The 23,233-nt window shown below is 67.8% G+C and carries 25 protein-coding genes; 18 read left to right on the top strand and 7 right to left on the bottom strand.

The annotated features are described in order from the left end of the window. The coding region (locus tag H165_RS19070) for a leucine zipper domain-containing protein (RefSeq protein WP_155943577.1) at positions 1 to 216 on the bottom strand (216 nt) is incomplete at its 3' end. A gap of 106 nt (positions 217 to 322) precedes the next feature. Continuing rightward, positions 323 to 961 carry an FKBP-type peptidyl-prolyl cis-trans isomerase gene (locus tag H165_RS0104085; protein WP_017937637.1) on the bottom strand — a complete coding sequence of 213 codons (639 nt, stop codon included), beginning with the start codon at positions 959 to 961 and terminating at the stop codon, positions 323 to 325. 118 nt (positions 962 to 1,079) lie between these two features. On the opposite strand from H165_RS0104085, the gene H165_RS0104080 reads away from it, so the two are divergent. Next, positions 1,080 to 1,952 carry an AlgP family protein gene (locus tag H165_RS0104080; RefSeq protein WP_017937636.1) on the top strand — a complete coding sequence of 291 codons (873 nt, stop codon included), beginning with the start codon at positions 1,080 to 1,082 and terminating at the stop codon, positions 1,950 to 1,952. Between the two features lie 63 nt (positions 1,953 to 2,015). Here H165_RS0104080 and H165_RS0104075 read toward each other — a convergent pair whose 3' ends face one another. Then, positions 2,016 to 2,477, bottom strand: coding sequence for a TIGR02444 family protein (locus H165_RS0104075; protein WP_017937635.1), 462 nt, complete (start codon positions 2,475 to 2,477; stop codon positions 2,016 to 2,018). 50 nt (positions 2,478 to 2,527) lie between these two features. On the opposite strand from H165_RS0104075, the gene H165_RS0104070 reads away from it, so the two are divergent. The 8 genes from H165_RS0104070 (at position 2,528) to H165_RS0104035 (ending at position 10,092) form a co-directional block, all read left to right on the top strand. Next, complete coding sequence (locus H165_RS0104070; protein WP_017937634.1) at positions 2,528 to 4,441, top strand: ATP-binding cassette domain-containing protein; 1,914 nt, start codon at positions 2,528 to 2,530, stop codon at positions 4,439 to 4,441. A gap of 3 nt (positions 4,442 to 4,444) precedes the next feature. Beyond that, complete coding sequence (locus H165_RS0104065) at positions 4,445 to 5,020, top strand: mechanosensitive ion channel family protein (protein WP_017937633.1); 576 nt, start codon at positions 4,445 to 4,447, stop codon at positions 5,018 to 5,020. Positions 5,021 to 5,025: 5 nt separating this feature from the next. Continuing rightward, on the top strand, positions 5,026 to 5,793 hold the full coding sequence (locus H165_RS0104060) for a TerC family protein (RefSeq protein WP_017937632.1): 768 nt from the start codon (positions 5,026 to 5,028) through the stop codon (positions 5,791 to 5,793). 95 nt (positions 5,794 to 5,888) lie between these two features. After that, on the top strand, positions 5,889 to 6,518 hold the full coding sequence (gene rhtB, locus H165_RS0104055; RefSeq protein ID WP_017937631.1) for a homoserine/homoserine lactone efflux protein: 630 nt from the start codon (positions 5,889 to 5,891) through the stop codon (positions 6,516 to 6,518). Positions 6,519 to 6,616: 98 nt separating this feature from the next. After that, on the top strand, positions 6,617 to 8,518 hold the full coding sequence (locus H165_RS0104050; RefSeq protein WP_017937630.1) for a cytochrome c/FTR1 family iron permease: 1,902 nt from the start codon (positions 6,617 to 6,619) through the stop codon (positions 8,516 to 8,518). Between the two features lie 57 nt (positions 8,519 to 8,575). After that, positions 8,576 to 9,043, top strand: a complete 468-nt coding sequence (locus tag H165_RS0104045; protein WP_017937629.1) for a YaiI/YqxD family protein — start codon at positions 8,576 to 8,578, stop codon at positions 9,041 to 9,043. A 56-nt stretch (positions 9,044 to 9,099) separates the two neighbouring features. Then, entirely contained in the window at positions 9,100 to 9,630 is a 531-nt protein-coding gene (locus H165_RS0104040) for a 2-thiouracil desulfurase family protein (protein WP_017937628.1), read from the top strand. A 27-nt stretch (positions 9,631 to 9,657) separates the two neighbouring features. Further along, the gene (locus tag H165_RS0104035) at positions 9,658 to 10,092 is read left to right on the top strand and encodes a DUF4399 domain-containing protein (RefSeq protein WP_017937627.1); all 435 of its coding nucleotides are present in this window, start codon (positions 9,658 to 9,660) and stop codon (positions 10,090 to 10,092) included. A 66-nt stretch (positions 10,093 to 10,158) separates the two neighbouring features. On the opposite strand, the gene serA is transcribed toward H165_RS0104035, so the two are convergent. Beyond that, complete coding sequence (gene serA / locus H165_RS0104030) at positions 10,159 to 11,391, bottom strand: phosphoglycerate dehydrogenase (RefSeq protein WP_017937626.1); 1,233 nt, start codon at positions 11,389 to 11,391, stop codon at positions 10,159 to 10,161. Between the two features lie 191 nt (positions 11,392 to 11,582). Here serA and H165_RS0104025 point away from each other — a divergent pair, with 191 nt between their 5' ends. The 5 genes from H165_RS0104025 (at position 11,583) to H165_RS0104005 (ending at position 16,327) form a co-directional block, all read left to right on the top strand. Next, positions 11,583 to 12,977: an FAD-binding oxidoreductase gene (locus H165_RS0104025; protein ID WP_017937625.1), complete on the top strand. Its 1,395-nt coding sequence runs from the start codon at positions 11,583 to 11,585 to the stop codon at positions 12,975 to 12,977. Between the two features lie 78 nt (positions 12,978 to 13,055). Further along, positions 13,056 to 13,721 (top strand): fumarylacetoacetate hydrolase family protein, encoded by a 666-nt coding sequence (locus tag H165_RS0104020; RefSeq protein ID WP_017937624.1) that lies wholly within the window; start codon positions 13,056 to 13,058, stop codon positions 13,719 to 13,721. 173 nt (positions 13,722 to 13,894) lie between these two features. Then, entirely contained in the window at positions 13,895 to 14,812 is a 918-nt protein-coding gene (locus H165_RS0104015; protein ID WP_017937623.1) for an SdiA-regulated domain-containing protein, read from the top strand. A gap of 97 nt (positions 14,813 to 14,909) precedes the next feature. Then, positions 14,910 to 15,260 (top strand): NirD/YgiW/YdeI family stress tolerance protein, encoded by a 351-nt coding sequence (locus tag H165_RS0104010; RefSeq protein WP_017937622.1) that lies wholly within the window; start codon positions 14,910 to 14,912, stop codon positions 15,258 to 15,260. 149 nt (positions 15,261 to 15,409) lie between these two features. After that, positions 15,410 to 16,327 carry an SdiA-regulated domain-containing protein gene (locus H165_RS0104005; RefSeq protein ID WP_017937621.1) on the top strand — a complete coding sequence of 306 codons (918 nt, stop codon included), beginning with the start codon at positions 15,410 to 15,412 and terminating at the stop codon, positions 16,325 to 16,327. Between the two features lie 41 nt (positions 16,328 to 16,368). Here H165_RS0104005 and H165_RS0104000 read toward each other — a convergent pair whose 3' ends face one another. Beyond that, a complete protein-coding gene (locus H165_RS0104000) occupies positions 16,369 to 16,704 on the bottom strand; it encodes a YegP family protein (protein ID WP_017937620.1) in 336 nt (111 codons plus the stop codon). Positions 16,705 to 16,810: 106 nt separating this feature from the next. Further along, a complete protein-coding gene (gene rpiA, locus H165_RS0103995; protein ID WP_017937619.1) occupies positions 16,811 to 17,482 on the bottom strand; it encodes a ribose-5-phosphate isomerase RpiA in 672 nt (223 codons plus the stop codon). Between the two features lie 143 nt (positions 17,483 to 17,625). On the opposite strand from rpiA, the gene ilvA reads away from it, so the two are divergent. Further along, the gene (gene ilvA / locus H165_RS0103990) at positions 17,626 to 19,140 is read left to right on the top strand and encodes a threonine ammonia-lyase, biosynthetic (protein ID WP_017937618.1); all 1,515 of its coding nucleotides are present in this window, start codon (positions 17,626 to 17,628) and stop codon (positions 19,138 to 19,140) included. Positions 19,141 to 19,173: 33 nt separating this feature from the next. Then, the gene (locus H165_RS0103985; protein WP_017937617.1) at positions 19,174 to 19,614 is read left to right on the top strand and encodes a DUF2269 family protein; all 441 of its coding nucleotides are present in this window, start codon (positions 19,174 to 19,176) and stop codon (positions 19,612 to 19,614) included. Positions 19,615 to 19,658: 44 nt separating this feature from the next. Here H165_RS0103985 and H165_RS0103980 read toward each other — a convergent pair whose 3' ends face one another. After that, positions 19,659 to 20,312 (bottom strand): histidinol-phosphatase, encoded by a 654-nt coding sequence (locus tag H165_RS0103980; RefSeq protein WP_017937616.1) that lies wholly within the window; start codon positions 20,310 to 20,312, stop codon positions 19,659 to 19,661. A 145-nt stretch (positions 20,313 to 20,457) separates the two neighbouring features. Between H165_RS0103980 and H165_RS0103975 the strand changes: the two genes are divergently transcribed. Then, positions 20,458 to 20,937 (top strand): RNA pyrophosphohydrolase, encoded by a 480-nt coding sequence (locus tag H165_RS0103975; protein ID WP_017937615.1) that lies wholly within the window; start codon positions 20,458 to 20,460, stop codon positions 20,935 to 20,937. A 12-nt stretch (positions 20,938 to 20,949) separates the two neighbouring features. After that, complete coding sequence (ptsP, locus tag H165_RS0103970) at positions 20,950 to 23,229, top strand: phosphoenolpyruvate--protein phosphotransferase (protein WP_017937614.1); 2,280 nt, start codon at positions 20,950 to 20,952, stop codon at positions 23,227 to 23,229. Positions 23,230 to 23,233 lie beyond the last annotated feature (4 nt).

Genomic DNA, 23,233 nt, shown 5'->3' with positions numbered 1-23,233 from the left:
TTCTGAGGTGGCATGCGGGCAGTGCCTTGGCCGAGATGAGCGATCGGCCAGGCCAGCCTCGCCTTCCTGGCGAAAGCGCCGCAGCCACTTGTAGGCGGTCCGCACACTGACGCCGGCGGCCTGGGCAGCATCCTCGACACGTAGCCCCTGTTCGATACGCCGGACAAGAAGGGCTCGACCGCGCGGGGTAAGACGGGCATGTTTATGCAGGTTCATCCGGGGCTCCTGGAAGGCTGTGTTGGTCGCACTTCCAGAATTCCGGGAATGCCCCGGATGAACAACCTACTGAGAGATCACACCTAGCCCGCGGCGTGCCGCCGCTTCAGTCGGCCACCTCCAGCAGTTCCACCTCGAACACCAGCGGGGTGTGGGGCGGGATCAGATCGCCTGCGCCTTGCGCCCCGTAGGCCTGCGCCGAGGGAATCACCAGCCGCCATTTCGCGCCGGTCGGCATCTCCAGCAGGGCGGTGCGCCAGCCGGCGATCACGCTATCCAGCTTGAACCACTGCGGCGTCTGGCTTTCGTCGAACAGGCTGCCGTCGGCCAGCCAGCCGGCATAGCGCACCCGCACCCGGCCGTCAGCCTTCGGTCTGGCGCCCAGCCCGGCCCGCAGCTCGCTGCGCAGCACGCCGCCGGCCAGCTCGCGTACTCCGGGGCGGGCCTTCTCGTTGGCCAGGAAGCGCCGCTCGCGGGCCATCGCCCGTTCCACTTCGGCGTCCTGCTGGTGGACCTCGTGCTCGGCGAGCAGATGGTCGATGTGCCGGGCGTCGAGGCGCAGTGTTTCGCCGCGGTAGGCCTGGCGCAGCCCCGTCAGCAGTTCTTCGACGTTCAGTCCGGGAACCTCGCCGCGCAGCCGTTCGCCGAGTCGTGCGCCGAGGGCGTAGGCGAGGTCGTCACCGGGCTCGACAGCCAGCAGGGGTGTGGCGGCAAGTAGCAGGTAGAGGGGCAGGAAACGCGGCATGGGGACGGCTCTCTCGGGCGGTGAGTGCCGATTATGCCTGCCATTCGGCCGGATGTTGGCGAGCCCGTGGCGGGACGACTAGTATGGGGGCGCACCCTCTGTCCGTCAGGAGACCACCATGCCGGCCAAAAAGAAGAAGGTATCCACTCCTCTGCATTTGCTTCAGCAGCTCTCGGGCAGCCTCCTCGAGCACTTGGAGCAGGCCTGTTCCCAGGCTCTGGTGGATGCCGAGAAACTGCTGACCAAGCTGGAGAAACAGCGCGCCAAGACCCAGGAGAAACTGCACAAGACCCGCAGTAAGGTCCAGGAAGCCGCCCAGGCCGGCAAGGCCAAGGCCCAAGCGAAGGCGAGGAAGGCCGTGGCTGAACTGGAGGAGCTCCTCGACACTCTCAAGGTCCGCCAGGCTGAGACCCGGGCCTATATCGTCCAGCTCAAGCGTGACACCCAGGAAAGCCTGAAGCTCGCCCAGGGCGTCGGCAAGGTGCGCGAGGCGGTCAGCAAGCTGTTGGATTCCCGCTCCGAAGAGCAGGCGCCGGCCGCCAAGACCCCGGTCAAAGCCGGCAGTGCCAGAAGGCCCGCCGCCAAACCGGTATCGAAACCAGCCGCGAAGCCTGCCAGGAAAAGCGCCACGGCGGCTGCCAAGCCTGCGACCAAGGTTGCGGCAAGGTCGGCCGGCAAGGCCGCCGCCAGCAGGCCGGCGACCAAGGTGGCGAGCAAACCGGCTGTGAAGCCGGCCGCTGCGGCGAAGAGCAGCGCCAAGCCGGCGGCGACTACGGCCAGCAAGCCGACCGCCAAACCGACGGCGAAAGCCGCGAGCAAGCCTGCTGCCGCGAAGCCGGCCGGCAGCGCTGCGAAGGCCGCGGCCAAGCCGGTCGCCCGCAAGCCTGCCGCCAAACCGGCTGCGGCCAGCCAACCGGCGCCGACCACTACTCCGGTGCCCGCTCCGGCGACCGCCACCAATGGCGGCGCTCCGCTGTCCGGCGCATCCTGAGCCCCGCCTGCAGGCCCGCACGCCCTTTCGCGTGCGGGCTGCCGCCATTCCTGTGAAAGCCTGCTAGTCGCCCAGCGCCTCGCGCAGCCGGCGCAGGGCCTCGGGCGCCTGGCTGCCGGACTCGTCGGCCAGGCCCCACAGCCACAGCTGGGTATTCCGCGCCTCATCCTCCGGCCAGGCCTGCGCAGCGCTTTCCAGGCGCAGCAGCAGCTGGCGTTCCGCAGACAGTTCCAGAGCCTTGAGCTGTTCGCGCAGGCCGCCGAGGGCCTCGTCCGTCTGGGCGCGGGCGCGCCAGGCCTGCCGCAGGGTGCGCAGCGGACTGATCACCTCGGCCTGCCAGGGCGTGGCGATGGCGCGCAGACAATCCGCGCGCTCCGTGGCGAAGGCCACCCCGCGCTGACCCAGCCAGGCGCCGGCGAGCAGCAGGCAGACGTCGGCTCCGGCCTCCTGCAGCTGCAGGCAGGCCTCCTCGATGCCTTCTCGCTGGTAGAAATGAACGGCAAAACTCCACAGGTCAGACGGCATTTCGGTCTCCGTGCGGCGCCGGGGCGAAGCTGGTAGACTCCGCGCCCATCATGATCCGACTGCTCAACCTTACACTGCAACGAGGACCTCAGCGCCTGCTCGAAGGCGCCGAGCTGACCCTGCACGCTGGCCAGAAGGTCGGCCTGATCGGTGCCAACGGCGCCGGCAAGTCCAGTCTGTTCGCCCTGCTGCGCGGCGAGCTGGGCGCAGATGCCGGCGACTGCCAGGTGCCCGCCGACTGGCGCATCGCCCATATGCGCCAGGAGGTCAACGATCTGGAGCGCCTGGCGGTGGACTACGTGCTCGACGGCGACCCGCGTCTGCGTCAGATCCAGCGCGACCTGGCGGTCGCCGAGGCGGCTCAGGACGGCGCTGCCATCGCCCGCCTGCACCATGAGCTGGACGCCGCCGACGGCTACAGCGCCGATGCCCGGGCGCGCAAGCTGCTGGCCGGCCTGGGCTTCGACGCCACGCAGATGGAACGCCGGGTCGGCGACTTCTCCGGGGGCTGGCGGATGCGCCTGAACCTGGCTCAGGCGCTGATGTGCCCGTCCGAGCTGTTGCTCCTCGACGAGCCTACCAACCACCTGGATCTGGATGCCATCCTCTGGCTGGAGGAATGGCTCAAGGGCTACCCCGGCACCCTGCTGCTGATTTCCCACGACCGTGACTTCCTGGATGCCGTGGTCGACCATGTGGTGCACCTGGAGCAGCGCAAGCTGACCCTCTACCGTGGCGGCTACTCGGCCTTCGAGCGCACCCGCGCGGAGCGCCTGGCCCAGCAGCAGGCCGCCTACGAGAAGCAGCAGGCTCAGCGCGCGCACATGGAAGCCTTCATCCGCCGCTTCAAGGCCAAGGCCACCAAGGCGCGCCAGGCGCAGAGCCGCATCAAGGCCCTGGAGCGCCTGGAGGAGCTGGCCCCGGCGCACATCGACTCGCCCTTCGATTTCCGCTTCCGCGAGGCGGAGAAGATCTCCACCCCGCTGCTGGATCTCAGCGAGGGGCGCCTCGGCTATGGCGACAAGGTGGTGCTCGACAAGCTCAAGCTGAGCCTCGCCCCCGGCGCGCGCATCGGCCTGCTCGGCCCCAACGGCGCCGGCAAGTCGACCCTGATCAAGGTCCTGGCCGGCGAGCTGGAGCCCCTGGCCGGGCGTCTGCAGCGCGGTGAGAACCTGGTCATCGGCTACTTCGCTCAGCACCAGCTGGATGCCCTGGACGACCAGGCCAGCCCGCTGCTGCACCTGCAGCGCATCGCCCCGGCGGAACGGGAACAGACCCTGCGCGACTTCCTCGGCGGCTTCGATTTCCGCGGCGAGCGCTGCGACGAGCCGGTGCTGAACTTCTCCGGCGGCGAGAAGGCGCGCCTGGCCCTGGCCCTGATCGCCTGGCAGAAGCCCAACCTGCTGCTCCTCGACGAGCCGACCAACCACCTCGACCTGGAGATGCGCCTGGCCCTGACCCTGGCCCTGCAGGAGTTCTCCGGCGCCGTGCTGGTGGTCTCCCACGATCGCCACCTGCTGAAGAGCACCACTGACGAGTTCCTGCTGGTCGCCGATGGCCGCGTCCAGGCCTTCGACGGCGACCTCGAGGACTACGCCCGCTGGCTGGTGGACTATCGCTCCCAGCAGGCTCCGGCGTCTCCCGCTGCGCCGGCGAGGGCGGAGAAGACCGACCGGCGCGTCCAGCGCCAGGCCTCCGCGGCCCTGCGCCAGCAGCTGGCGCCGTACCGCCGGCAGGCGGAGAGGCTCGAGCGCGAGCTCGGCCAGGTCCAGGAGCGCCTCGCCGGCATCGAGGTACGGCTCGCCGATAGCGCTCTTTACGAGGCCGCGCGCAAGGACGAGCTGCGTGAACTACTCGCCGACCAGGCGCGTCTGAAGGCCGAGGAAGCCTCGCTGGAGGAGGCCTGGCTGGAGGCCCTGGAAACCCTCGAGGAACTGCAGCGCCAACTGGAGGCGAGCGAATAGGGCATGGACGAGTTCCGCCAACTGGTCCTGGAGTGGAGCGAGCCGCTGCTGCGCTTCGCCCAGGTCAGTCTGATCCTGTTGCTGGCCTGGCTGGTACAGCGCATCGTCACCCGGGCCATCAGCCGTCTCGGCGGGCACTATCCGCAGCTGCCCCAGGAGCTGCTGCTGCCGCTGCGCGGCGGGCTGCGCTGGCTGATCATGGGCAGCGCCTTCATCCTGGTGCTGGAGCGCCTGGGGGTTTCCGCCGAGGTGCTGTGGACCGCGCTGACCGGCTTCGCGGCGGTTGCCGCGGTGGCGTTCTTCGCGATCTGGAGCGTGCTCTCCAACCTGTTCTGCTCGGTGCTGATCTTCGCCCTCGGGCCGTTCCGCCTGGGCGACGTGGTCGAGGTGGTGGACAGCGGCGACAAGCCCGGGGTGAAGGGCCGGGTAGTCGGCATCAATCCGTTCTACACCACGCTGTCCGACGTGGATAACCAGGGCGCCCTGCTGCAGGTGCCCAACAGCCTGTTCTTCCAGAAGGCGGTACGCCGCTGGCGCGGGCCCGATTTCCCCACCCTTGGCAAACACGACGAGAACTGAACGACATGGAATGGCTCGCCGACCCGCAAATCTGGGTTGCATTCTTCACCCTGACCGCCCTGGAGATCGTCCTCGGCATCGACAACATCATCTTCATCTCCATTCTGGCCAGCCGCCTGCCGGTCGCCCAGCAGCCCAAGGCCCGCTTCTTCGGCCTGGCCCTGGCGATGGGCACGCGCATCCTGCTGTTGCTGTCGATCACCTGGGTGATGCGCCTGACCGACGACCTGTTCAGCCTCTGGGGCCACGGGGTGTCCGGGCGTGACCTGATCCTGTTCTTCGGCGGCCTGTTCCTGCTGTTCAAGAGCACCCTGGAGATCTGGCACAGCCTGGAGGGCGCCGAGGAGGAGCAGAAGAGCGCCGGCGGCTCGGCCGGCCTGCTTGGCATCGTCATCCAGATCGCCATCATCGACATCGTGTTCTCCCTGGACTCGGTGATCACCGCGGTGGGCCTGGTGCAGAACGTGCCGGTGATGATCTCCGCCATCGTCATCTCGGTGCTGGTGATGATGGCCGCCGCCGGGACCATCAGCGCCTTCATCGACCGCCATCCGTCGCTGAAGATGCTGGCCCTGTCGTTCCTCATCGTGGTCGGCACCGTGCTGGTTGCCGAGGCCTTCGAGGTGCACGTGCCGAAGGGCTACGTCTACTTCGCCATGGCCTTCTCCCTGGCGGTGGAGGCCATCAACATCCGCCTGCGCACGGCCATGGCGCGGCGCAACCGGCAGCCCGAGCCGGAGCCGGTGAAGCTGCGCAAGGGGCTGCCGGACTGAGCACGAGGCTGGGCGGCAACCTGGCGAAGGGGTAGGCTGTAGGGCCTGCCCCTTCTTCGTTCGGCCCGCGTCATTATTCGTCGAGGTAGATTTCCATGGCCCTGCATACCTGGCTCGCCTTCTTCGTCGCCTGTTGGGTGATCAGCCTGTCGCCCGGCGCCGGGGCCATCGCCTCCATGTCCAGCGGGTTGCAGTACGGCTTCTGGCGCGGCTACTGGAATGCCATCGGGCTGCAGTTGGGCCTGGCCCTGCAGATCGCCATCGTCGCCGCCGGGGTGGGCGCCATCCTCGCCGCCTCGGCGCTGGCTTTCAGCCTCATCAAGTGGTTCGGCGTGGCCTACCTGGTCTACCTGGCCGTGCTGCAGTGGCGCGCCGAGCCGAGCGAGCTGCGCGCCGAGGACGCGCGGCGCCCGCTGGGCCGGCCGCTGACACTGGTGGTGCGCGGTTTCCTGGTCAACATCAGCAACCCCAAGGCGATCGTCTTCATGCTCGCCGTGCTGCCGCAGTTCCTTGATCCGCAGGCGCCGCTGCTGCCGCAGTACCTGCTGATGGGGGTGACCATGATCGGTGTCGACCTGATCGTCATGGCCGGCTACACCGGCCTGGCCGCGCGGGTGCTGCGCGCGCTGCGCTCGCCGCGCCAGCAGCGGCTGCTGAACCGCACCTTCGCCGGGTTGTTCGTCGGCGCCGCGGCACTGCTGGCCACGGTGCGCCGCGCCGCCTGAGCCGGGCCGGCCGGACCGGTCTTTTGTTACAAACTATTGCGAGGAGCAGTTAGGAAGGTGAGAATCAACGCTCAGCCATTCTCATTTGCGTTTTGATCATGTCCCTTCCTATCCGCTCTCTTGTCTGGCTGCTGTTCGCCCTGCTGAGCCTCGCCAGCCTGAATCTGTCCGCCGCGCCCCAGGGCGAGGTGGTCCAGGCCGTGCATCTGCTCGACTACATCGCCGCCGACTATCCGGCCACCGTGGCCGGGGGGCAAGTCGTCGACGACGGCGAATACCGCGAACAGCTGGAATTCCTCGCCCATCTGCAGGACCTGATTGCCTCGCTGCCGGCGCGCCCGCAGCAGACCGAGCTGCAGCAGGGACTGCGCGAACTGCGCCAGGCCATCGAGGAGCGCCGCGAGGGTGCCGCCGTGGCTCGCGAGGCGCGGCGCCTGAGCGCCCAGCTGGCGGTGGTCTACGAGCTCAGCCAGGCGCCGCTGATCACCCCCGATCCGGCCCGCGGCGAACCGCTGTTCGCCCAGCATTGTGCGGTCTGCCACGGTGCCAGCGGTGCCGGCGACGGCCCGGCCGGGGTGGCCATGGAGCCGCCGCCGAGCAACCTGCGCGATCCGGCCCGCATGGACCAGCTGAGCCTCTACGGCCTGTTCAATACCCTGACCTTGGGCATCGACGGCACCGACATGCCGGCCTTCGCCGACCAGTTGGACGAGCGCCAGCGCTGGGATCTGGCCAGCTACGTCGCCGGCCTGAGCGCCGCGCCGGTCGCTGATGCCGTGCCACGCTTCGACATCGGCGAGCTGGCCCGGTTGACCCCGGCGGAAGTCGCCGCCGCGCAGGGCAGCGCCGCCGCCGCGGCCTTCCGTGCCCAGCGTGCCCAGCCGCACCAGGTCCAGCGCGGCCCGCGGCAGCTGCTCGACTACACCGCCGTCACCCTGGACAAGAGCCTCGCCGCCTACCGCGAGGGCGACCAGGAGCAGGCCTACGACCTCTCGGTGGCCGCCTACCTGGAAGGCTTCGAGCTGGTGGAAAGCTCTTTGGACAACCTCGACGCCGGGCTGCGCCGCGACACCGAGCAGGCGCTGATGGCCTACCGCCAGGCGCTGCGCGACGGCCAGTCGCCGGCCGCCGCGGCGCGCCTGCTGGAGGACGCCAAGGGCAAGTTGCAGGCTGCCGCCGAGCTGCTTTCCGGCGACGGCCTGAACTGGTCGCTGAGCTTCCTCTCCAGCCTGCTGATCCTGCTCCGCGAGGGCCTGGAGGCGATCCTGGTGCTGGCGGCGATCCTCGCCTTCCTGCGCAACACCGGCCAGCACCAGGTGGCGCACAGCGTCCATGTCGGCTGGGGCCTGGCTTTGGTGGCCGGCTTCGCCACCTGGGCGCTGGCCGCCTGGCTCCTCGACATCGGCGGCGCCCAGCGCGAGCTGATGGAGGGCTGCACCGCGCTGTTCGCTGCGGTGATGGTGCTCTGGCTCGGCGTATGGATGCACGACCGCCGGCATGCCGCGGCCTGGCAGGACTACATCAGGAGCAGTCTGGTCAGTGGTGGCGGGCGCTTCGGCTTCGCGGTACTGGCGTTCTTCTCGGTGTACCGTGAGCTGTTCGAGGTGATCCTGTTCTACGAAACCCTCTGGCTGCAAGCCGGCCCGGCCGGCCACGGCGCGGTGCTGGCCGGCGCGGCCACTGCCCTGATGGCGCTGCTCGGCCTGGCCTGGGTGATCCTGCGTGGCTCGGCCAAGCTGCCCCTGGGGCAGTTCTTCCTGATCAACGCGGTGCTGCTCTGTGCGCTCTCGGTGGTGTTCGCCGGGCACGGCGTCAAGGCACTGCAGGAGGCCGGGGTGTTCGGTACCCGGCCGCTGGCCTTCGTCGAGTGCGACTGGCTGGGCATCCACCCGGACGCCTACACTCTCGGTGCCCAGGTCCTGGTCCTGCTGGCCATCGTCCTGCTCTACGGACGCAGTCGCAGGATCGGCCGGCGCCGAGCCGCGGCCCTCGACACTTGAGTTGCGTGGGCGGCCGGGCCAGACTGGCCGCCCGCTTTCCCTCCTGCAGGATTCTCCATGCGTGTCTGGATCGATGCCGACGCCTGTCCCAAGGCGGCCAAGGACCAAGTCGTCAAGTTCGCCCTCAAGCGCCGCTTCGAGGTGGTCCTGGTGGCCGGTCAGGGGCAGAGCAAGCCGGCCTTCGCCTGCGTGCGGCTGATCGTGGTGCCCAGCGGCCCGGACGCCGCCGACGACTATCTGGTGGAACATGCCCAGCCCGGAGAGCTGGTGATCTGCAGCGACGTGCCCCTGGCCGACCGGCTGGTGAAGAAGGGGGTCGCCGTCTTGGACCCGCGCGGCCGCGAGTTCGACGAGCGCAACATGGGAGAGCGCCTGGCGGTGCGCAATCTGTTCACCGACCTGCGCGAGCAGGGTCAGGTCGGCGGTGGCCAGCCCCCATACGGCGAGCGCGACCGCCAGGCCTTCGCCAATGCCCTGGACCGCACCCTCACCCGCCTGCTACGCCAGGTGCAGTCCGGGGCCTGAAGCGCGCCGGCCTGGCCTATGCTGAACAGTCCCACGCACTGAATCGAGAGCGTCCCATGCACAAGATCCTGGTCAGCCGCTGCCTGCTCGGCGAGCGGGTGCGCTACGACGGCGGCAGCAACGGGCCGCTGGAGCCATTGGCGCGCTGGCAGGCGGAAGGCCGGGTGGTGCCGATCTGCCCGGAGGTGGCCGGTGGCCTGCCGACCCCGCGGCCGCCGGCGGAAATCCCCGGAGCCCAGGGGGCGGCCGTGCTGGATGGCCGCCTGCCGGTACTGAGCATCGAGGGCATCGATGTCACCGCCGCCTTCCTGGCCGGTGCCCGGCGCGCCCTCGAGCTGGCCGAGGAACACGGGGTGCGGATTGCCGTGCTCAAGGCGCGCAGCCCATCTTGCGGTAATCTTGAGGGTTACGACGGCAGCTTCACAGGCCGTCGGGTGGCCGGCGAAGGTGTTACCGCCGCGCTGCTGCGTCGCGCCGGGATCCGGGTGTTCAACGAAGACCAGCTGGCCGAGGCTGCCCAAGCCCTGGCCGAGCTGGATGTCGCTGAACCCGGGGCAGTCCCGAGCGCCATTCAGGTCCAGTCCTGATTCCAGCCATGCAAGGAGCAAAACAACATGAAATTCCTGTTGCCTAGCGTCTGTCTGAGTGCCGCGCTGTTCGCCGGCATTGCCTCCGTCCAGGCCGAAGTGCCGCGCACCTCGGCGCCCGCTGGCGCCCAGGTGTACTTCATCGAGCCGGCCGACGGCGCCGAGGTGGACCAGACCTTCACCGTCAAGTTCGGCCTCAAGGGCATGGGGGTGGCGCCGGCCGGGGTGGACGTGCCGGACACCGGCCACCATCACCTGCTGATCGACGTCGACCAGATGCCGGCCCTCGATCAGCCGCTGCCGACCTCCGACGCGGTGCGCCACTTCGGCAAGGGGCAGACCGAGACCGAGGTCACCCTGACGCCTGGCAAGCACACCCTGCAGCTGGTGGTGGGCGACAAGAACCACGTGCCGTTCGACCCGCCGGTGGTCTCCGAGAAGATCACCGTCACGGTGAAGTGACGCGGGCGGCAGGAAAAACGAAAAAGGGAGGCCGCAGCCTCCCTTTTTTACTGTCCGCTTGACGGCTCAGAACAGCACGCGGGTACGGATGGTGCCCTCGATCTCGTGCAGCTTCTGCAGGGCCAGGTCGGAGTAGGCGGCGTCCACGTCGATCACCACGTAGCCGACCGATTCGTTGGTCTGCAGGAACTGACCGGAGATGTTGATGCCGTTGTCGGCGAACACCCGGTTGATGGCGCTCATCACCCCGGGGATGTTCTTGTGGATGTGCAGCAGACGGTGCTTGCCGGGGTGCGACGGTAGGGCCACTTCCGGGAAGTTGACCGCCGAGGTGGTGGTGCCGTTGTCGCTGTACTTGACCAGCTTCTCGGCCACTTCCAGGCCGATGTTGGCCTGCGCCTCGGCGGTGGAGCCACCGATGTGCGGGGTGAGGATCACCCGGTCCAGGCCGCGCAGCGGGCTCTCGAACACTTCGTCGTTGGACTTCGGTTCGACCGGGAACACGTCGATGGCGGCGCCGATCAGGTGCTCGTCCTTGATCGCCGCGGCCAGGGCGTCCAGCTCCACCACGGTGCCGCGCGAGGCGTTGATCAGGATGCTGCCCTTCTTCATCGCGCGGATTTCCTTCTCGCCGATCATCCACTTGGTGGACGGCAGCTCGGGGACGTGCAGGGTGACGATGTCGGCGATGCTGAGCAGCTCGTGGAGGTTGCCGACCTGCTGGGCGTTGCCGAGCGGCAGTTTGGTCACTACGTCGTAGAAGTAGACCTGCATGCCCAGAGCCTCGGCCAGCACCGACAGCTGGGTGCCGATGGAGCCGTAGCCGATGATCCCCAGCTTCTTGCCGCGGATCTCGTAGGAGTTGGCAGCGCTCTTGATCCAGCCGCCGCGGTGGCAAGAGGCGTTCTTCTCGGGGATGCCGCGTAGCAGCAGGATGGCCTCGCCGAGCACCAGTTCGGCCACCGAGCGGGTGTTCGAGTAGGGCGCGTTGAACACCGCGATGCCGCGCTCGCGGGCGGCCTTGAGGTCCACCTGGTTGGTGCCGATGCAGAAGCAGCCGACGGCGATCAGCTTCTTGGCGCAGTCGAAGACTTCCTTGGTGAGCTGGGTACGCGAGCGGATGCCGATGAAGTGCACGTCGGCGATCTTTTCCTTCAGCTCGTCGCCGGACAGCGCCGTCTTGAGATACTCGATGTTGCTGTAGCCGGCGGCTTTCAGGGTGTCCACCGCGTTCTGATGCACACCTTCGAGGAGAAGGAACTTGATCTTGCTCTTGTCGAGAGAGGTCTTGCTGCTCATCTGCGTACCTGTCGATCCCGGTAGAAAGGTCTGGTCGGCCGGAGGGGGAGGGCCGGTCCCGCAAGTCGGAACACCCTCTGGCGGGCGCGATTAACGGGGGGCGTATGCTAGCATACGGGCCCCCCGAAAGCCCCACCCCCGCACGATGAAGCGTGCTCAGGGTGACCATGAACCGTTTGAGAGTTCCGCAGATGACCCACGCTGCCCAGATCGAAGCGCTGAAGACCCTGGTCGAGCCCGGCAAGGTGCTGACCGACGCCGACTCCCTCAACACCTACGGTAAGGACTGGACCAAGCACTTCGCGCCGGCGCCGCTGGCCATCGTGTTCCCGAAGACCATCGAGCAGGTCCAGGCCATCGTCCGCTGGGCCAACGAGCACCGCATCGGCCTGGTGCCCTCTGGCGGTCGCACCGGGCTGTCCGCCGCCGCGGTGGCGGCCAACGGTGAGGTGGTGGTGGCCTTCGACTACATGAACCGCATCCTCGCCTTCAACGAATACGACCGCACCGTGGTCTGCCAGCCGGGCGTGGTGACCAAGCAGCTGCAGCAGTTCGCCGAGGAGAAGGGCCTGTACTACCCGGTGGACTTCGCCTCCTCCGGCTCCAGCCAGATCGGCGGCAACATCGGCACCAACGCCGGCGGCATCAAGGTGATCCGCTACGGCATGACCCGCAACTGGGTGGCCGGCCTCAAGGTGGTCACCGGCAAGGGCGACCTGCTGGAACTGAACAAGGACCTGATCAAGAACGCCACCGGCTACGACCTGCGCCAGCTGTTCATCGGCGCCGAAGGCACCCTGGGCTTCGTGGTGGAGGCCACCATGCGCCTGGAGCGTGCGCCGAAGAACCTCACCGCCATGGTCCTCGGCACGCCGGACTTCGAGGCCATCATGCCGGTGCTGCACGCCTTCCAGAGCAAGCTGGACCTGACCGCCTTCGAGTTCTTCTCCGACAAGGCGCTGGCCAAGGTGCTGGCCCGCGGCGACGTGCCGCGCGCCTTCGAGACCGACTGCCCGTTCTACGCCCTGTTGGAGTTCGAGGCGACCACCGAGGAGGTGGCCAACGAGGCCCTGGCGGTGTTCGAGCACTGTGTGGAGCAGGGCTGGGTGCTCGACGGGGTGATGAGCCAGTCCGAGCAGCAGCTGCAGAACCTCTGGAAGCTGCGCGAGTACATCTCCGAGACCATCAGCCACTGGACCCCGTACAAGAACGACATCTCGGTCACCGTCGGCAAGGTGCCGGCCTTCCTTAGGGACATCGACGCCATCGTCGAGGCCAACTACCCGGACTTCGAGGTGGTCTGGTTCGGCCACATCGGCGACGGCAACCTGCACCTGAACATCCTCAAGCCCGAGCAGATGGACAAGGACGAGTTCTTCGCCAAGTGCGCCACGGTCAACAAGTGGGTATTCGAGACCGTGCAGAAGTACAACGGTTCGATCAGCGCCGAGCACGGCGTGGGCATGACCAAGCGCGACTATCTGCATTACAGTCGCTCGGAGGCCGAGATCGCCTACATGAAGGCCATCAAGGCGGTATTCGACCCGAACGGCATCATGAATCCCGGCAAGATCTTCAACAATTAAGCACGCGCAAGCGTCCCGCCAGGAGCCGCGGGGGGGCAGTCCCCGCGGACCGGAGCTTGCAGCCCCGGAGGAATCCCAATGAGCTACCAGCATCAGTACAGCGACGGCACCCGCATTCATTTTCCCATGGGCAAGGTGGTATGCGTCGGCCGCAACTACGCCGAGCACGCCAAGGAACTGAACAACCCGGTGCCCAGCGAGCCGCTGCTGTTCATCAAGCCCGGTAGCTGCGTGGTGCCTCTGGAGGGCGGCTTCGCCATTCCCCAGGACCGTGGGGCGGTGCACTACGAGGCGGAGATCGCCGTGCTGATCGGCAAGCCGCTGTCGCGCAAGCCGAGCAGGGAGGAGGTTCTCGACGCCATCTCCGGCTACGCCCCGGCCCTCGACCTGACCCTGCGCGACGTGCAGGCCAAGCTCAAGGAGAAGGGCTACCCCTGGGAACTGGCCAAGGCCTTCGACGGCGCCTTCGTGCTGGCTCCCTTCGTGCCCGGCGACGCCATCGCCGACCCCGCCGACATCGGCATCCGCCTGACCATCGACGGCGAGGTGCGTCAGGACGGCAACAGCCGCGACATGCTCTACCCCATAGTGCCGCTGATCCAGCACATCGCCGGGCACTTCAGCCTGCAGGCCGGCGACGTGGTGTCCACCGGCACTCCGGCCGGCGTCGGCCCGCTGCGCTCCGGCGCCGAGCTGGTGCTGGAGCTGGTCGGCCAGCCGCGCTTCCACGGCCGGGTGCTGTAAGGCGCAGGCGACGCGCCCTGTCCGGGGGCGCCGGACAGGGTGCGCTTCCCCCGGCGGCGCGAGCGCCCCGTTCACGATTTTTTCATCGATACCGGCCTAGGCTGGAGGCCCGATGCAACCAGATGGTCATCGGGTGGTCTAGTTTCTTCCCATCCACTGCCGGTGTCATCGCCATGCCGCTTTCCTTTCTGCGCCGCCCCCGCTGGCTGGCCTGCCTGTTTCTGCTGACCGCCCTGATCGCCGGTGGGCGGGCCTTCCACCTCGACGACCAGGCGCGGATCTGGCTGCGCGAGCTCACCCTCAGCGAGGCCGAGCGCGCCGCGAGCATCTGGCTGCCGGGTTACCAGGCGGTGATCCAGGCCAAGCCGCTGGCCGGGCTGGACGAGGACGAGACCTCCGACCTCAGCTACAGCCCGACCAGCGGCACCCTGTTCACCGTCACCGGGCGCAACCCCAAGCTCGTCGAACTGAGCCTCTCCGGCGAGGTGCTGCGCAGCATCCCGCTGCGCGGTTTCGCCAACCCGGAGGGCGTGGCGGTGCTCGCCGACGGACATCTGGCGATCACCGACGAGCGCCGGCGGACCCTGGCGATCTTCACGCTGGACGCGCAGACCCGGGAGATCGACGTCGCGCAGACCCAGGAGATCGACCTCGGCTTCCCCGATTCCGGCAACAAGGGCTTCGAGGGCGTCGCCTGGGATCCGGCGCGCCAGCGCCTGCTGCTCGGCAAGGAGCGCTCGCCGCTGTCCGTGTTCAGTTGGCCGGGCAACGGCGCCACGCGCTTTGCCGGGCGGATGCAGCCGCTGCCCAATGACAGCCTGGGTCTGCGCAACCTTTCGGCGCTCAGCGTCGACCCGCGCACCGGGCACATCCTGGTGCTCTCGGCGCAGTCCCGGCTGCTTCTGGAGCTGGACGAGGAGGGCGAGCCGGTCAGCTTCATCAGCCTGATCGGCGGCTTCAACGGCTTGGACAACCGCATTCCGCGCGCCGAGGGGGTGGCCATCGACGAGCAGGGCACCATCTACATGGTCAGCGAGCCGAACCTGTTCTACGTGTTCCGCAGGGGCGGCGAGGCCGCGGCCGAAGGCTGAAGCCGGCGATTTAAGCCTGGCTTAAGGGCCCGTTAAGGCTGGGTTCAGGTGACCGACCTAAGCTGATCCCGTCAACCACCGATAGGGGATCCTTCTCATGAAACCCAAAGCTCTAGCCCTGCTGTTCGTTCCGCTGCTGTCCGCCTCGGCCTTCGCTGCCGGCGGCTACACTGGCCCGAGCAACACGCCGCAGGTGACCACCGTCGCCGCTGCCTTGGAGGCCCCCGACGACACGCCGGTGGTACTCACCGGGCAGATCGTCAAGCGCCTGAAAGGCGATAAGTACGAGTTCAAGGACGCCACCGGCACCATCCAGGTGGAGATCGACGACGACGATTGGCCGCCGCAGCAGATCTCCGAAAGTGCCACGGTCAAGCTGACCGGCGAGGTGGAGCGCGACCTGACCGGCCGCGAGATCGACGTGGACATCGTCGAGCTGGTGCAGTGAGCGCCGTCCGCTCCCTCCTTCGGGAAGGGGGCGGGCCCACCTGGGGCCCGTAATGCTTGGTCGGGCTTGATGCCGGCTGAGGGGAATCATCACTCAGGGTTCTGTTGCGCATGACTCCACTGACCTTCTTCTCGCCGCGAGCGCCACGGATGTCTTCACGCTTCACTCTCAAGAGCCTGCTCGCCCTGCTGGGGCTGGTGGTCCTGCTGCTGCTGGCCGTCGCGGCCAAGGAATTCCGTCTTTACGAGCGTGCCTGGTTTACCGTCCAGGAGTGGCACCACGAGGCCCATTGGAAGGACGTGTCGCTGTGGCTGCCGGATTACCGGGTGGTGATCGACGGCCTGGAGCTGGAGGATCTGGAGGATGTCTCGGCGCTTACCTACGATCCGGACCGCAAGAGCCTGTTCACCGTCACCAACCGCGACATGCAGCTGGTCGAGCTGTCCCTGGACGGCCGTATTTTGCGGCGCATCGCCCTACGCGGCTTCGTGGACCCGGAGGCGGTCGAGTACATCGGCCCCGGGGTCTACGTGATCAGCGACGAACGCGAGCAGCGCCTGGTCAGGGTGCAGATCGACGAGCAGACCCGCGAGCTAGACGCCTCCGCCGGCCAGCAGATCAGCCTGGGCATCGGCACCAACGGCAACAAGGGCTTCGAGGGGCTGGCCTACGACCCGCAGGGGCACCGCCTGTTCGTGGCCAAGGAACGCGACCCGGTGCGCATCTACGAGATCCGCGGCTTCCCCCTGCTGGACCCGCAGCAGCCGTTCGCGGTGCACGTGGCCAACGATCCGCAGCGCGATGCGCGGCTGTTCGTGCGCGATATCTCCAGCCTGCACTACGACGTCCGCACCGGCCACCTGCTGGCGCTTTCCGACGAGTCGCGCCTGGCCCTGGAGCTGAACGCCGACGGCGAGCCGATCAGCAGTCTGTCGCTCTTGCGCGGCCAGCACGGCCTGAAGCGCTTCGTCCCGCAGGCAGAGGGGCTGACCAGCGACGACGAGGGCAACCTCTACCTGGTCAGCGAGCCCAACCTGTTCTACGTCTTCAAGAAAAAGGCCGAGTGATGCGCTCGGCCTTTCCCCCTTCGCGGTGGCTGTCGCGCGGCTCAGGCGGTACCGTCTTCCAGCTTGGCGTCGGGGGCGTGCTTGATCACCGACTGGATGCCGGCATCGCGGTTGGCGGCGCTGGCGTACATCTGGCTCTGTCCGATCACCTGGCCGTTGGTAGCCTTGAGCACGAAGTAGAACTTGCCGTTGGCGGCGCTCTTGGCCTCGAAGGCGCCTTCGCGGATGGCGTTCTTGCGGACCGACTCGATGCCGTTGAGGGCCGAGTCCTTGGCCTTGTACAGCTCGCTGCTGAGGATCACCTGGCCATTGCTGGCCAGCAGGTTGAAGTGGAACTGGCCGTCTTTGGCCTTTTTCAGTTCGAACTTGCCGGGCATGTGTCGTCTCTCCTGACGCGTGATGAATTCCTTTAAGCCTAGCCGGCCTCCGGCATCTGGCCAGCTCTCTGGCTGGCCAGATGCCGGCACGCTCCGGACCGGAGGATCAGCGGTTCAGCTGGCGCACGCCCTCCGGGGTGCCGAGCAGCAGGATGTCCGCCGGGCGGGCGGCGAACAGGCCGTTGGTGACCACCCCGACGATGGCATTGATCTGCGCCTCCAGCTCCACCGGATTGACGATCTGCAGGTTGTGCACGTCGAGAATCACGTTGCCGTTGTCGGTCACCACGCCCTCGCGGTACACCGGGTCACCGCCCAGCTTGACCAGCTGGCGGGCGACGTGGCTGCGCGCCATGGGGATCACCTCCACCGGCAGCGGGAAGCGGCCGAGCACCGGCACCAGCTTGCTCTGGTCGGCGATGCAGATGAAGGTTTTGGCCACCGCCGCGACGATCTTCTCGCGAGTCAGCGCCGCGCCGCCGCCCTTGATCAGGTGCAGGTGCTCGTCGCTCTCGTCGGCGCCGTCCACGTAGAACTCCAGCTCGCCGACCGAGTTGAGGTCGTAGACCGGAATGCCGTGGCTCTTCAGGCGCGCCGCGGTGGCTTCCGAGCTGGCCACCGCGCCGTCGAATTCCATCTTGTGTCTGGCCAGGGCATCGATGAAGTAGTTGGCGGTGGAACCGGTGCCGACGCCGATTACGCTCTTGCTGTCGAGGTGAGGGAGGATGTGGTCGACCGCGGCCTGGGCGACGGCCTGCTTGAGCTGGTCCTGGTTCATGAGGCTTCCGCGAGGTTGGGGGTGGGAGGCGGCGAATTATAGCGCCGGAGGCCGGGAATAAGCGGCCAAGATTGCTCCCACAGCCGGGATGCAGTGGAGTAGACTGCCCCCCTTCGCTCCTTCCTGCCAAAGTGCCACCTCCCATGCTTGAACAGTACGTGAAGAAAATCCTCACCTCGCGTGTCTACGACGTCGCGGTGGAAACCCCCCTGCAGCCGGCCCGCCAGCTCTCCGAGCGGCTGGGCAACCAGATTCTCCTCAAGCGCGAGGATTTGCAGCCGGTGTACTCGTTCAAGATTCGTGGTGCCTACAACCGCATCGCCCAGCTCAGCGAAGAGGAGAAGGCTCGCGGGGTGATTACCGCCTCGGCCGGCAACCATGCCCAAGGCGTGGCCCTGGCCGCCAAGCAGCTGGGCATCAAGGCCACCATCGTGATGCCGCGCACCACCCCGGAGCTCAAGGTCCAGGGCGTGCGCGCCCGCGGCGGCAAGGCGGTGCTGCACGGCGACGCCTTCCCTGAGGCGCTGGCCCACTCGCTGAAGCTGGTGGAGGAGAAGGGCTACGTCTACATCCACCCCTACGATGATCCGGACGTGATCGCCGGCCAGGGCACCGTGGCCATGGAGATTCTCTGGCAGCACCCGGGCCAGCTGGACGCCATCTTCGTACCGGTCGGCGGCGGCGGGCTGATCGCCGGGATCGCCGCCTACGTCAAGTACCTGCGCCCCGAGGTCAAGGTGATCGGCGTCGAGCCGGACGATGCCAACTGCCTGCAGGCCGCCATGGCCGCCGGCGAGCGGGTGGTGCTGCCGCAGGTCGGGCTGTTCGCCGACGGCGTGGCGGTGGCGCAGATCGGCGAGCACACTTTTGACCTCTGCAAGCGCTACGTGGACGAGGTGGTCACCGTCAGCAGCGACGAGATCTGCGCGGCGGTCAAGGACATCTACGACGACACCCGCTCGATCACCGAGCCGGCCGGCGCCTTGGCGGTGGCCGGGATCAAGAAGTACGTCCAGCGCGAGGGCGCCCGCGGACAGACCCTGGTGGCCATCGACTCCGGCGCCAACATCAACTTCGACCGCCTGCGCCACGTCGCCGAGCGCGCCGAGCTGGGCGAGAAGCGCGAGGCGATCATCGCCGTGACCATCCCGGAGAAGCCGGGCAGCTTCAAGGCCTTCTGCGAGGCCATCGGCAAGCGGCAGATCACCGAGTTCAACTACCGCTACCACACCGACAAGGAAGCGCACATCTTCGTCGGCGTGCAGACCCATCCGGAGAACGACCCCCGCGAGCTGCTGATCGACAGCCTGCGCGCCCAGGGCTTCCCGGTCCTCGACCTGACCGAGAACGAGCTGGCCAAGCTGCACATCCGCCACACCGTCGGCGGACATGCTGCGGCGGTACCGGAAGAACTGGTGTTCCGCTTCGAGTTCCCCGAGCGTCCCGGCGCGTTGTTCAACTTCCTCAACAAGCTCGGCGGGCGCTGGAACATCACCATGTTCCACTACCGCAACCACGGCTCGGCGGACGGTCGGGTGCTGGCCGCCCTGCAGGTGCCGGAGGACGAGCGCGAGCAGCTGGCGGCGACCCTGGAGAAGATCGGCTACCCGTTCTGGGACGAGACCGACAACCCGGCCTATCACCTGTTCCTGGGCTAGCCTGTTGCGAAAGGGAATTCCCGGAGGTTCACCATGGACAGCGTACAGACTCTCAACCTGGCCCTGATCGGCGGCACCGCGCTGCTGCTCGTCGCCGCCCTGGGTCTCGCCTGGCTGGCCTGGCGGGCCGTGAAGCTCGGCGGCGAGCAAGCGGCGAAGCGGCTGCGCCAGATCGGCTGGGGTGGCTGGGCACTAGCGCTGCTCAGCATTCTAAGCCTGCCGGTCAGCGCCTGGTGGCTGGCCCATCTGCAGCCCTGGCCGCTGGACGCCCTCTGGTTGCTTGGCAGCGCCTTGCTCTATATCCCGGCGTTTATCGGCTGGCTGCTGCTCGCCGGCCGTCTGCAGCGTCTGGCAGCCGCGCTGCAGGCCGGCGGCGAGCAGGTCGCGGTGCCGCGCGCCCTGACGCTGCTGGCGGTGCTGACCCTAGGGCTGTTCGCCGTGCTCCTGCTGCTGGTCAGCGTCAAGCCGCTCTAGGCGCCGGCCAGGGAGCGGGGCTGCCTCGGCCCGGAGAAGGGCGCCTAGCGGAGGGAGATAACCGGCCAGCCGCGCTCGGTGGCGGTAGCCCGCAGCACTTCGTCGGGGTCCACGGCCACCGGGTGGGCCACGGTCTCCAGCAGCGGCAGGTCGTTGCGCGAATCGCTGTAGAAATAGCTGTCTTCCAGGCCCAAGCCGGTTTCCTCGAGCCACTGCTTGAGGCGCACCACCTTGCCTTCCTGATAGCAGGGGATGCCGGTGATCTGCCCGGTATAGCGGCCGGCGGCCATGCCGCATTCGGTGGCGATCAGGGTGTCGACCCCCAGGCGCCGGGCGATGGGCGCGGTGACGAAGCGGTTGGTGGCGGTAATGATCACCAGCTTGTCGCCGGCGCGGCGGTGCTCCTCAAGCAGTGCCTCGCCCTTGGCGAGGATGATCGGCTCGATCACCTCGCGCATGAAGTCCCGGTGCCAGGCGTCCAGTTGGGCAGGCTCGGTGCGCCCGAGGATCGCCTGGCTGAAGTTCTGGTAGGCCACCACGTCCAGCTTGCCGGCACAGTAGTCGGCATAGAAGGCGTCGTTGCGGGCCTGGTACTCGGCGGCGTCCACCAGCCCGCGCTGGCAGATGAAGTCGCCCCAGAGGTGGTCGCTGTCGCCGGCCAGCAGGGTGTTGTCGAGGTCGAAGAGAGCCAGACGCACGATGATTCGCTCGCTAGGGAAGGGGAAAAAGGGCCGACAGGATAAGGCCTTTTGCCGCCCCTGCCCACCGGCCGGGAGGTCGCGTTGCCGCTGTCACGAGCTTTGTGGAACAATGCGGAGATAAGCGCTTGCGAGGTTGTCTGCCGTGATCGATCCCGATGGTTTCCGCCCCAATGTCGGCATTATCCTGACCAATGACATTGGCCAGGTGCTCTGGGCGCGCCGGATCAACCAGGACGCCTGGCAGTTCCCGCAGGGGGGCATCAACCCCAACGAGACGCCGGAACAGGCCCTGTACCGCGAGCTGAACGAGGAGGTCGGCCTCGACCCCGAGGACGTGCAGATCCTCGCCTGCACCCGCGGCTGGCTGCGCTACCGGCTGCCGCAGCGTCTGGTGCGCACACACAGCCAGCCGCTGTGCATCGGCCAGAAGCAGAAGTGGTTCCTGCTCCGCCTGCAGTCCTCCGAGGAGCGGGTGCGCATGGACCTGTCCGGCAAGCCGGAGTTCGACGGCTGGCGCTGGGTCAGCTACTGGTACCCGCTGGGCCAGGTGGTCACGTTCAAGCGCGAGGTCTATCGGCGCGCCCTCAAGGAACTCGCCCCGCGCCTGCCGGTGCGCGACTGACGGAAACGACAGATGCTCAACACGCTGCGCAAGATCGTCCAGGAAGTGAACGCTGCCCAGGATCTCAAGGCGGCGCTGACGATCATCGTGCAGCGGGTCAAGGAGGCCATGGGCAGCCAGGTCTGCTCGGTCTACCTGCTGGATCCGGAGACCAACCGCTTCGTGCTGATGGCCACCGAGGGCCTCAACAAGAAGGCCATCGGCAAGGTCAGCATGGCGCCCAGCGAGGGCCTGGTCGGCCTGGTGGGCAGCCGCGAGGAGCCTCTCAACCTCGAGCACGCCTCCGAACACCCCCGCTACCGCTACTTCGCCGAGACCGGCGAGGAACGCTACGCCTCCTTCCTCGGCGCGCCGATCATCCACCACCGCCGGGTGATGGGCGTGCTGGTGGTCCAGCAGAAGGAGCGCCGGCGCTTCGACGAGGGCGAGGAGGCCTTCCTGGTGACCATGAGCGCCCAGCTCGCCGGGGTGATCGCCCACGCCGAGGCTACGGGCTCGATCCGCGGCCTGGGCCGCCAGGGCAAGGGCATCCAGGAGGCGCGCTTCGTCGGCGTGCCCGGCTCGCCGGGCGTGGCCGTGGGCAAGGCGGTGGTGGTGCTGCCGCCGGCCGACCTGGACGTGGTGCCGGACAAGACCGTCGAGGACGTCGACGCGGAGATCAAGCTGTTCGCCAGTGCCCTGGAGGGCGTGCGCGCCGACATGCGCCAGCTCTCCGCCAAGCTGGCCAGCCAGCTGCGCCCCGAGGAGCGCGCACTGTTCGACGTCTACCTGATGATGCTCGACGACGGCGCTCTGGGCAGCGAGGTGATCAAGGTCATCAAGACCGGCCAGTGGGCCCAGGGCGCGTTGCGCCGGGTGGTCGGCGAGCACGTCAAGCGCTTCGAGCTGATGGACGACGCCTACCTGCGCGAGCGTGCCAGCGACGTGCGCGACCTCGGCCGGCGCCTGCTCGCCTACCTGCAAGAGGAGCGCAAGCAGAGCCTGATCTACCCCGACAACACCATCCTGGTCAGCGAGGAGCTGTCCCCGGCGATGCTCGGCGAGGTGCCGGAGGGCAAACTGGTCGGCCTGGTCTCGGTGCTCGGTTCGAGCAACTCGCATGTCGCCATCCTCGCCCGCGCCATGGGCATCCCCACGGTGATGGGCGCGGTCGACCTGCCTTATTCCAAGCTGGACGGCATCGAGCTGATCGTCGACGGCTACCACGGCGAGGTGTTCACCAACCCCAGCGAAGTGCTGCGCCGCCAGTACGCCGAGGTGGTCGAGGAGGAACGCCAGCTGACCCAGGGCCTGAACGCCCTGCGCGAGCTGCCCTGCGAGACCCTCGACGGCCACCGCATGCCGCTGTGGGTCAACACCGGCCTGCTCGCCGATGTGGTGCGTGCCCAGGAGCGTGGCGCCGAGGGCGTCGGCCTGTACCGCACCGAAGTGCCCTTCATGATCAAGGAGCGCTTTCCCAGCGAGAAGGAGCAGTTGGCCACCTACCGCGAGCAGTTGGCCGCCTTCCATCCTCTGCCGGTGACCATGCGCACCCTGGACATCGGCGGCGACAAGGCGCTGTCCTACTTTCCGATCAAGGAGGACAACCCCTTCCTCGGCTGGCGCGGCATCCGCGTGACCCTCGACCATCCGGAAATCTTCCTGGTGCAGATCCGCGCCATGCTCAAGGCCAGCGAGGGGTTGAACAACCTGCGCATTCTCCTGCCGATGATCTCCGGCACCCACGAGCTGGAAGAGGCCCTGCACCTGATCCATCGCGCCTGGGGCGAGGTGCGCGACGAGGGCGTGGACATCGCCATGCCGCCGGTCGGGGTGATGATCGAGGTGCCCGCGGCGGTTTATCAAGTGCGCGAGCTGGCCCGCCAGGTGGACTTCCTCTCGGTCGGCTCCAACGACCTGACCCAGTACCTGCTGGCGGTGGATCGCAACAACCCGCGGGTCGCCGACCTCTACGACTTCCTCCACCCGGCGGTGCTCCAGGCGCTGCGCCTGGTGGTCGACGGTGCCCATGCCGAGGGCCGGCCGGTGAGCATCTGCGGCGAGATGGCCGGCGATCCGGCGGCCGCGGTGCTGCTGCTGGCCATGGGCTTCGACAGTTTGTCGATGAACGCCACCAACCTGCCCAAGGTGAAGTGGCTGCTGCGCCAAATCACCCTGAGCAAGGCCAAGGAGCTGCTCGAGCAGGTGATGACCATCGACAACCCGCAGGTCACCCACAGCACCCTGCAACTGGCCCTGCGCAACCTGGGCCTGGGCCGGGTGATCAACCCGGCCGCGACCATCCAGGTCTGAGTGC

It is taken from the genome of Pseudomonas thermotolerans DSM 14292 (assembly GCF_000364625.1).
GTDB lineage: Bacteria > Pseudomonadota > Gammaproteobacteria > Pseudomonadales > Pseudomonadaceae > Aquipseudomonas > Aquipseudomonas thermotolerans.
Note: the sequence above shows the minus strand (reverse complement) of the source record. Positions and strands in the feature narration are given on the sequence as shown.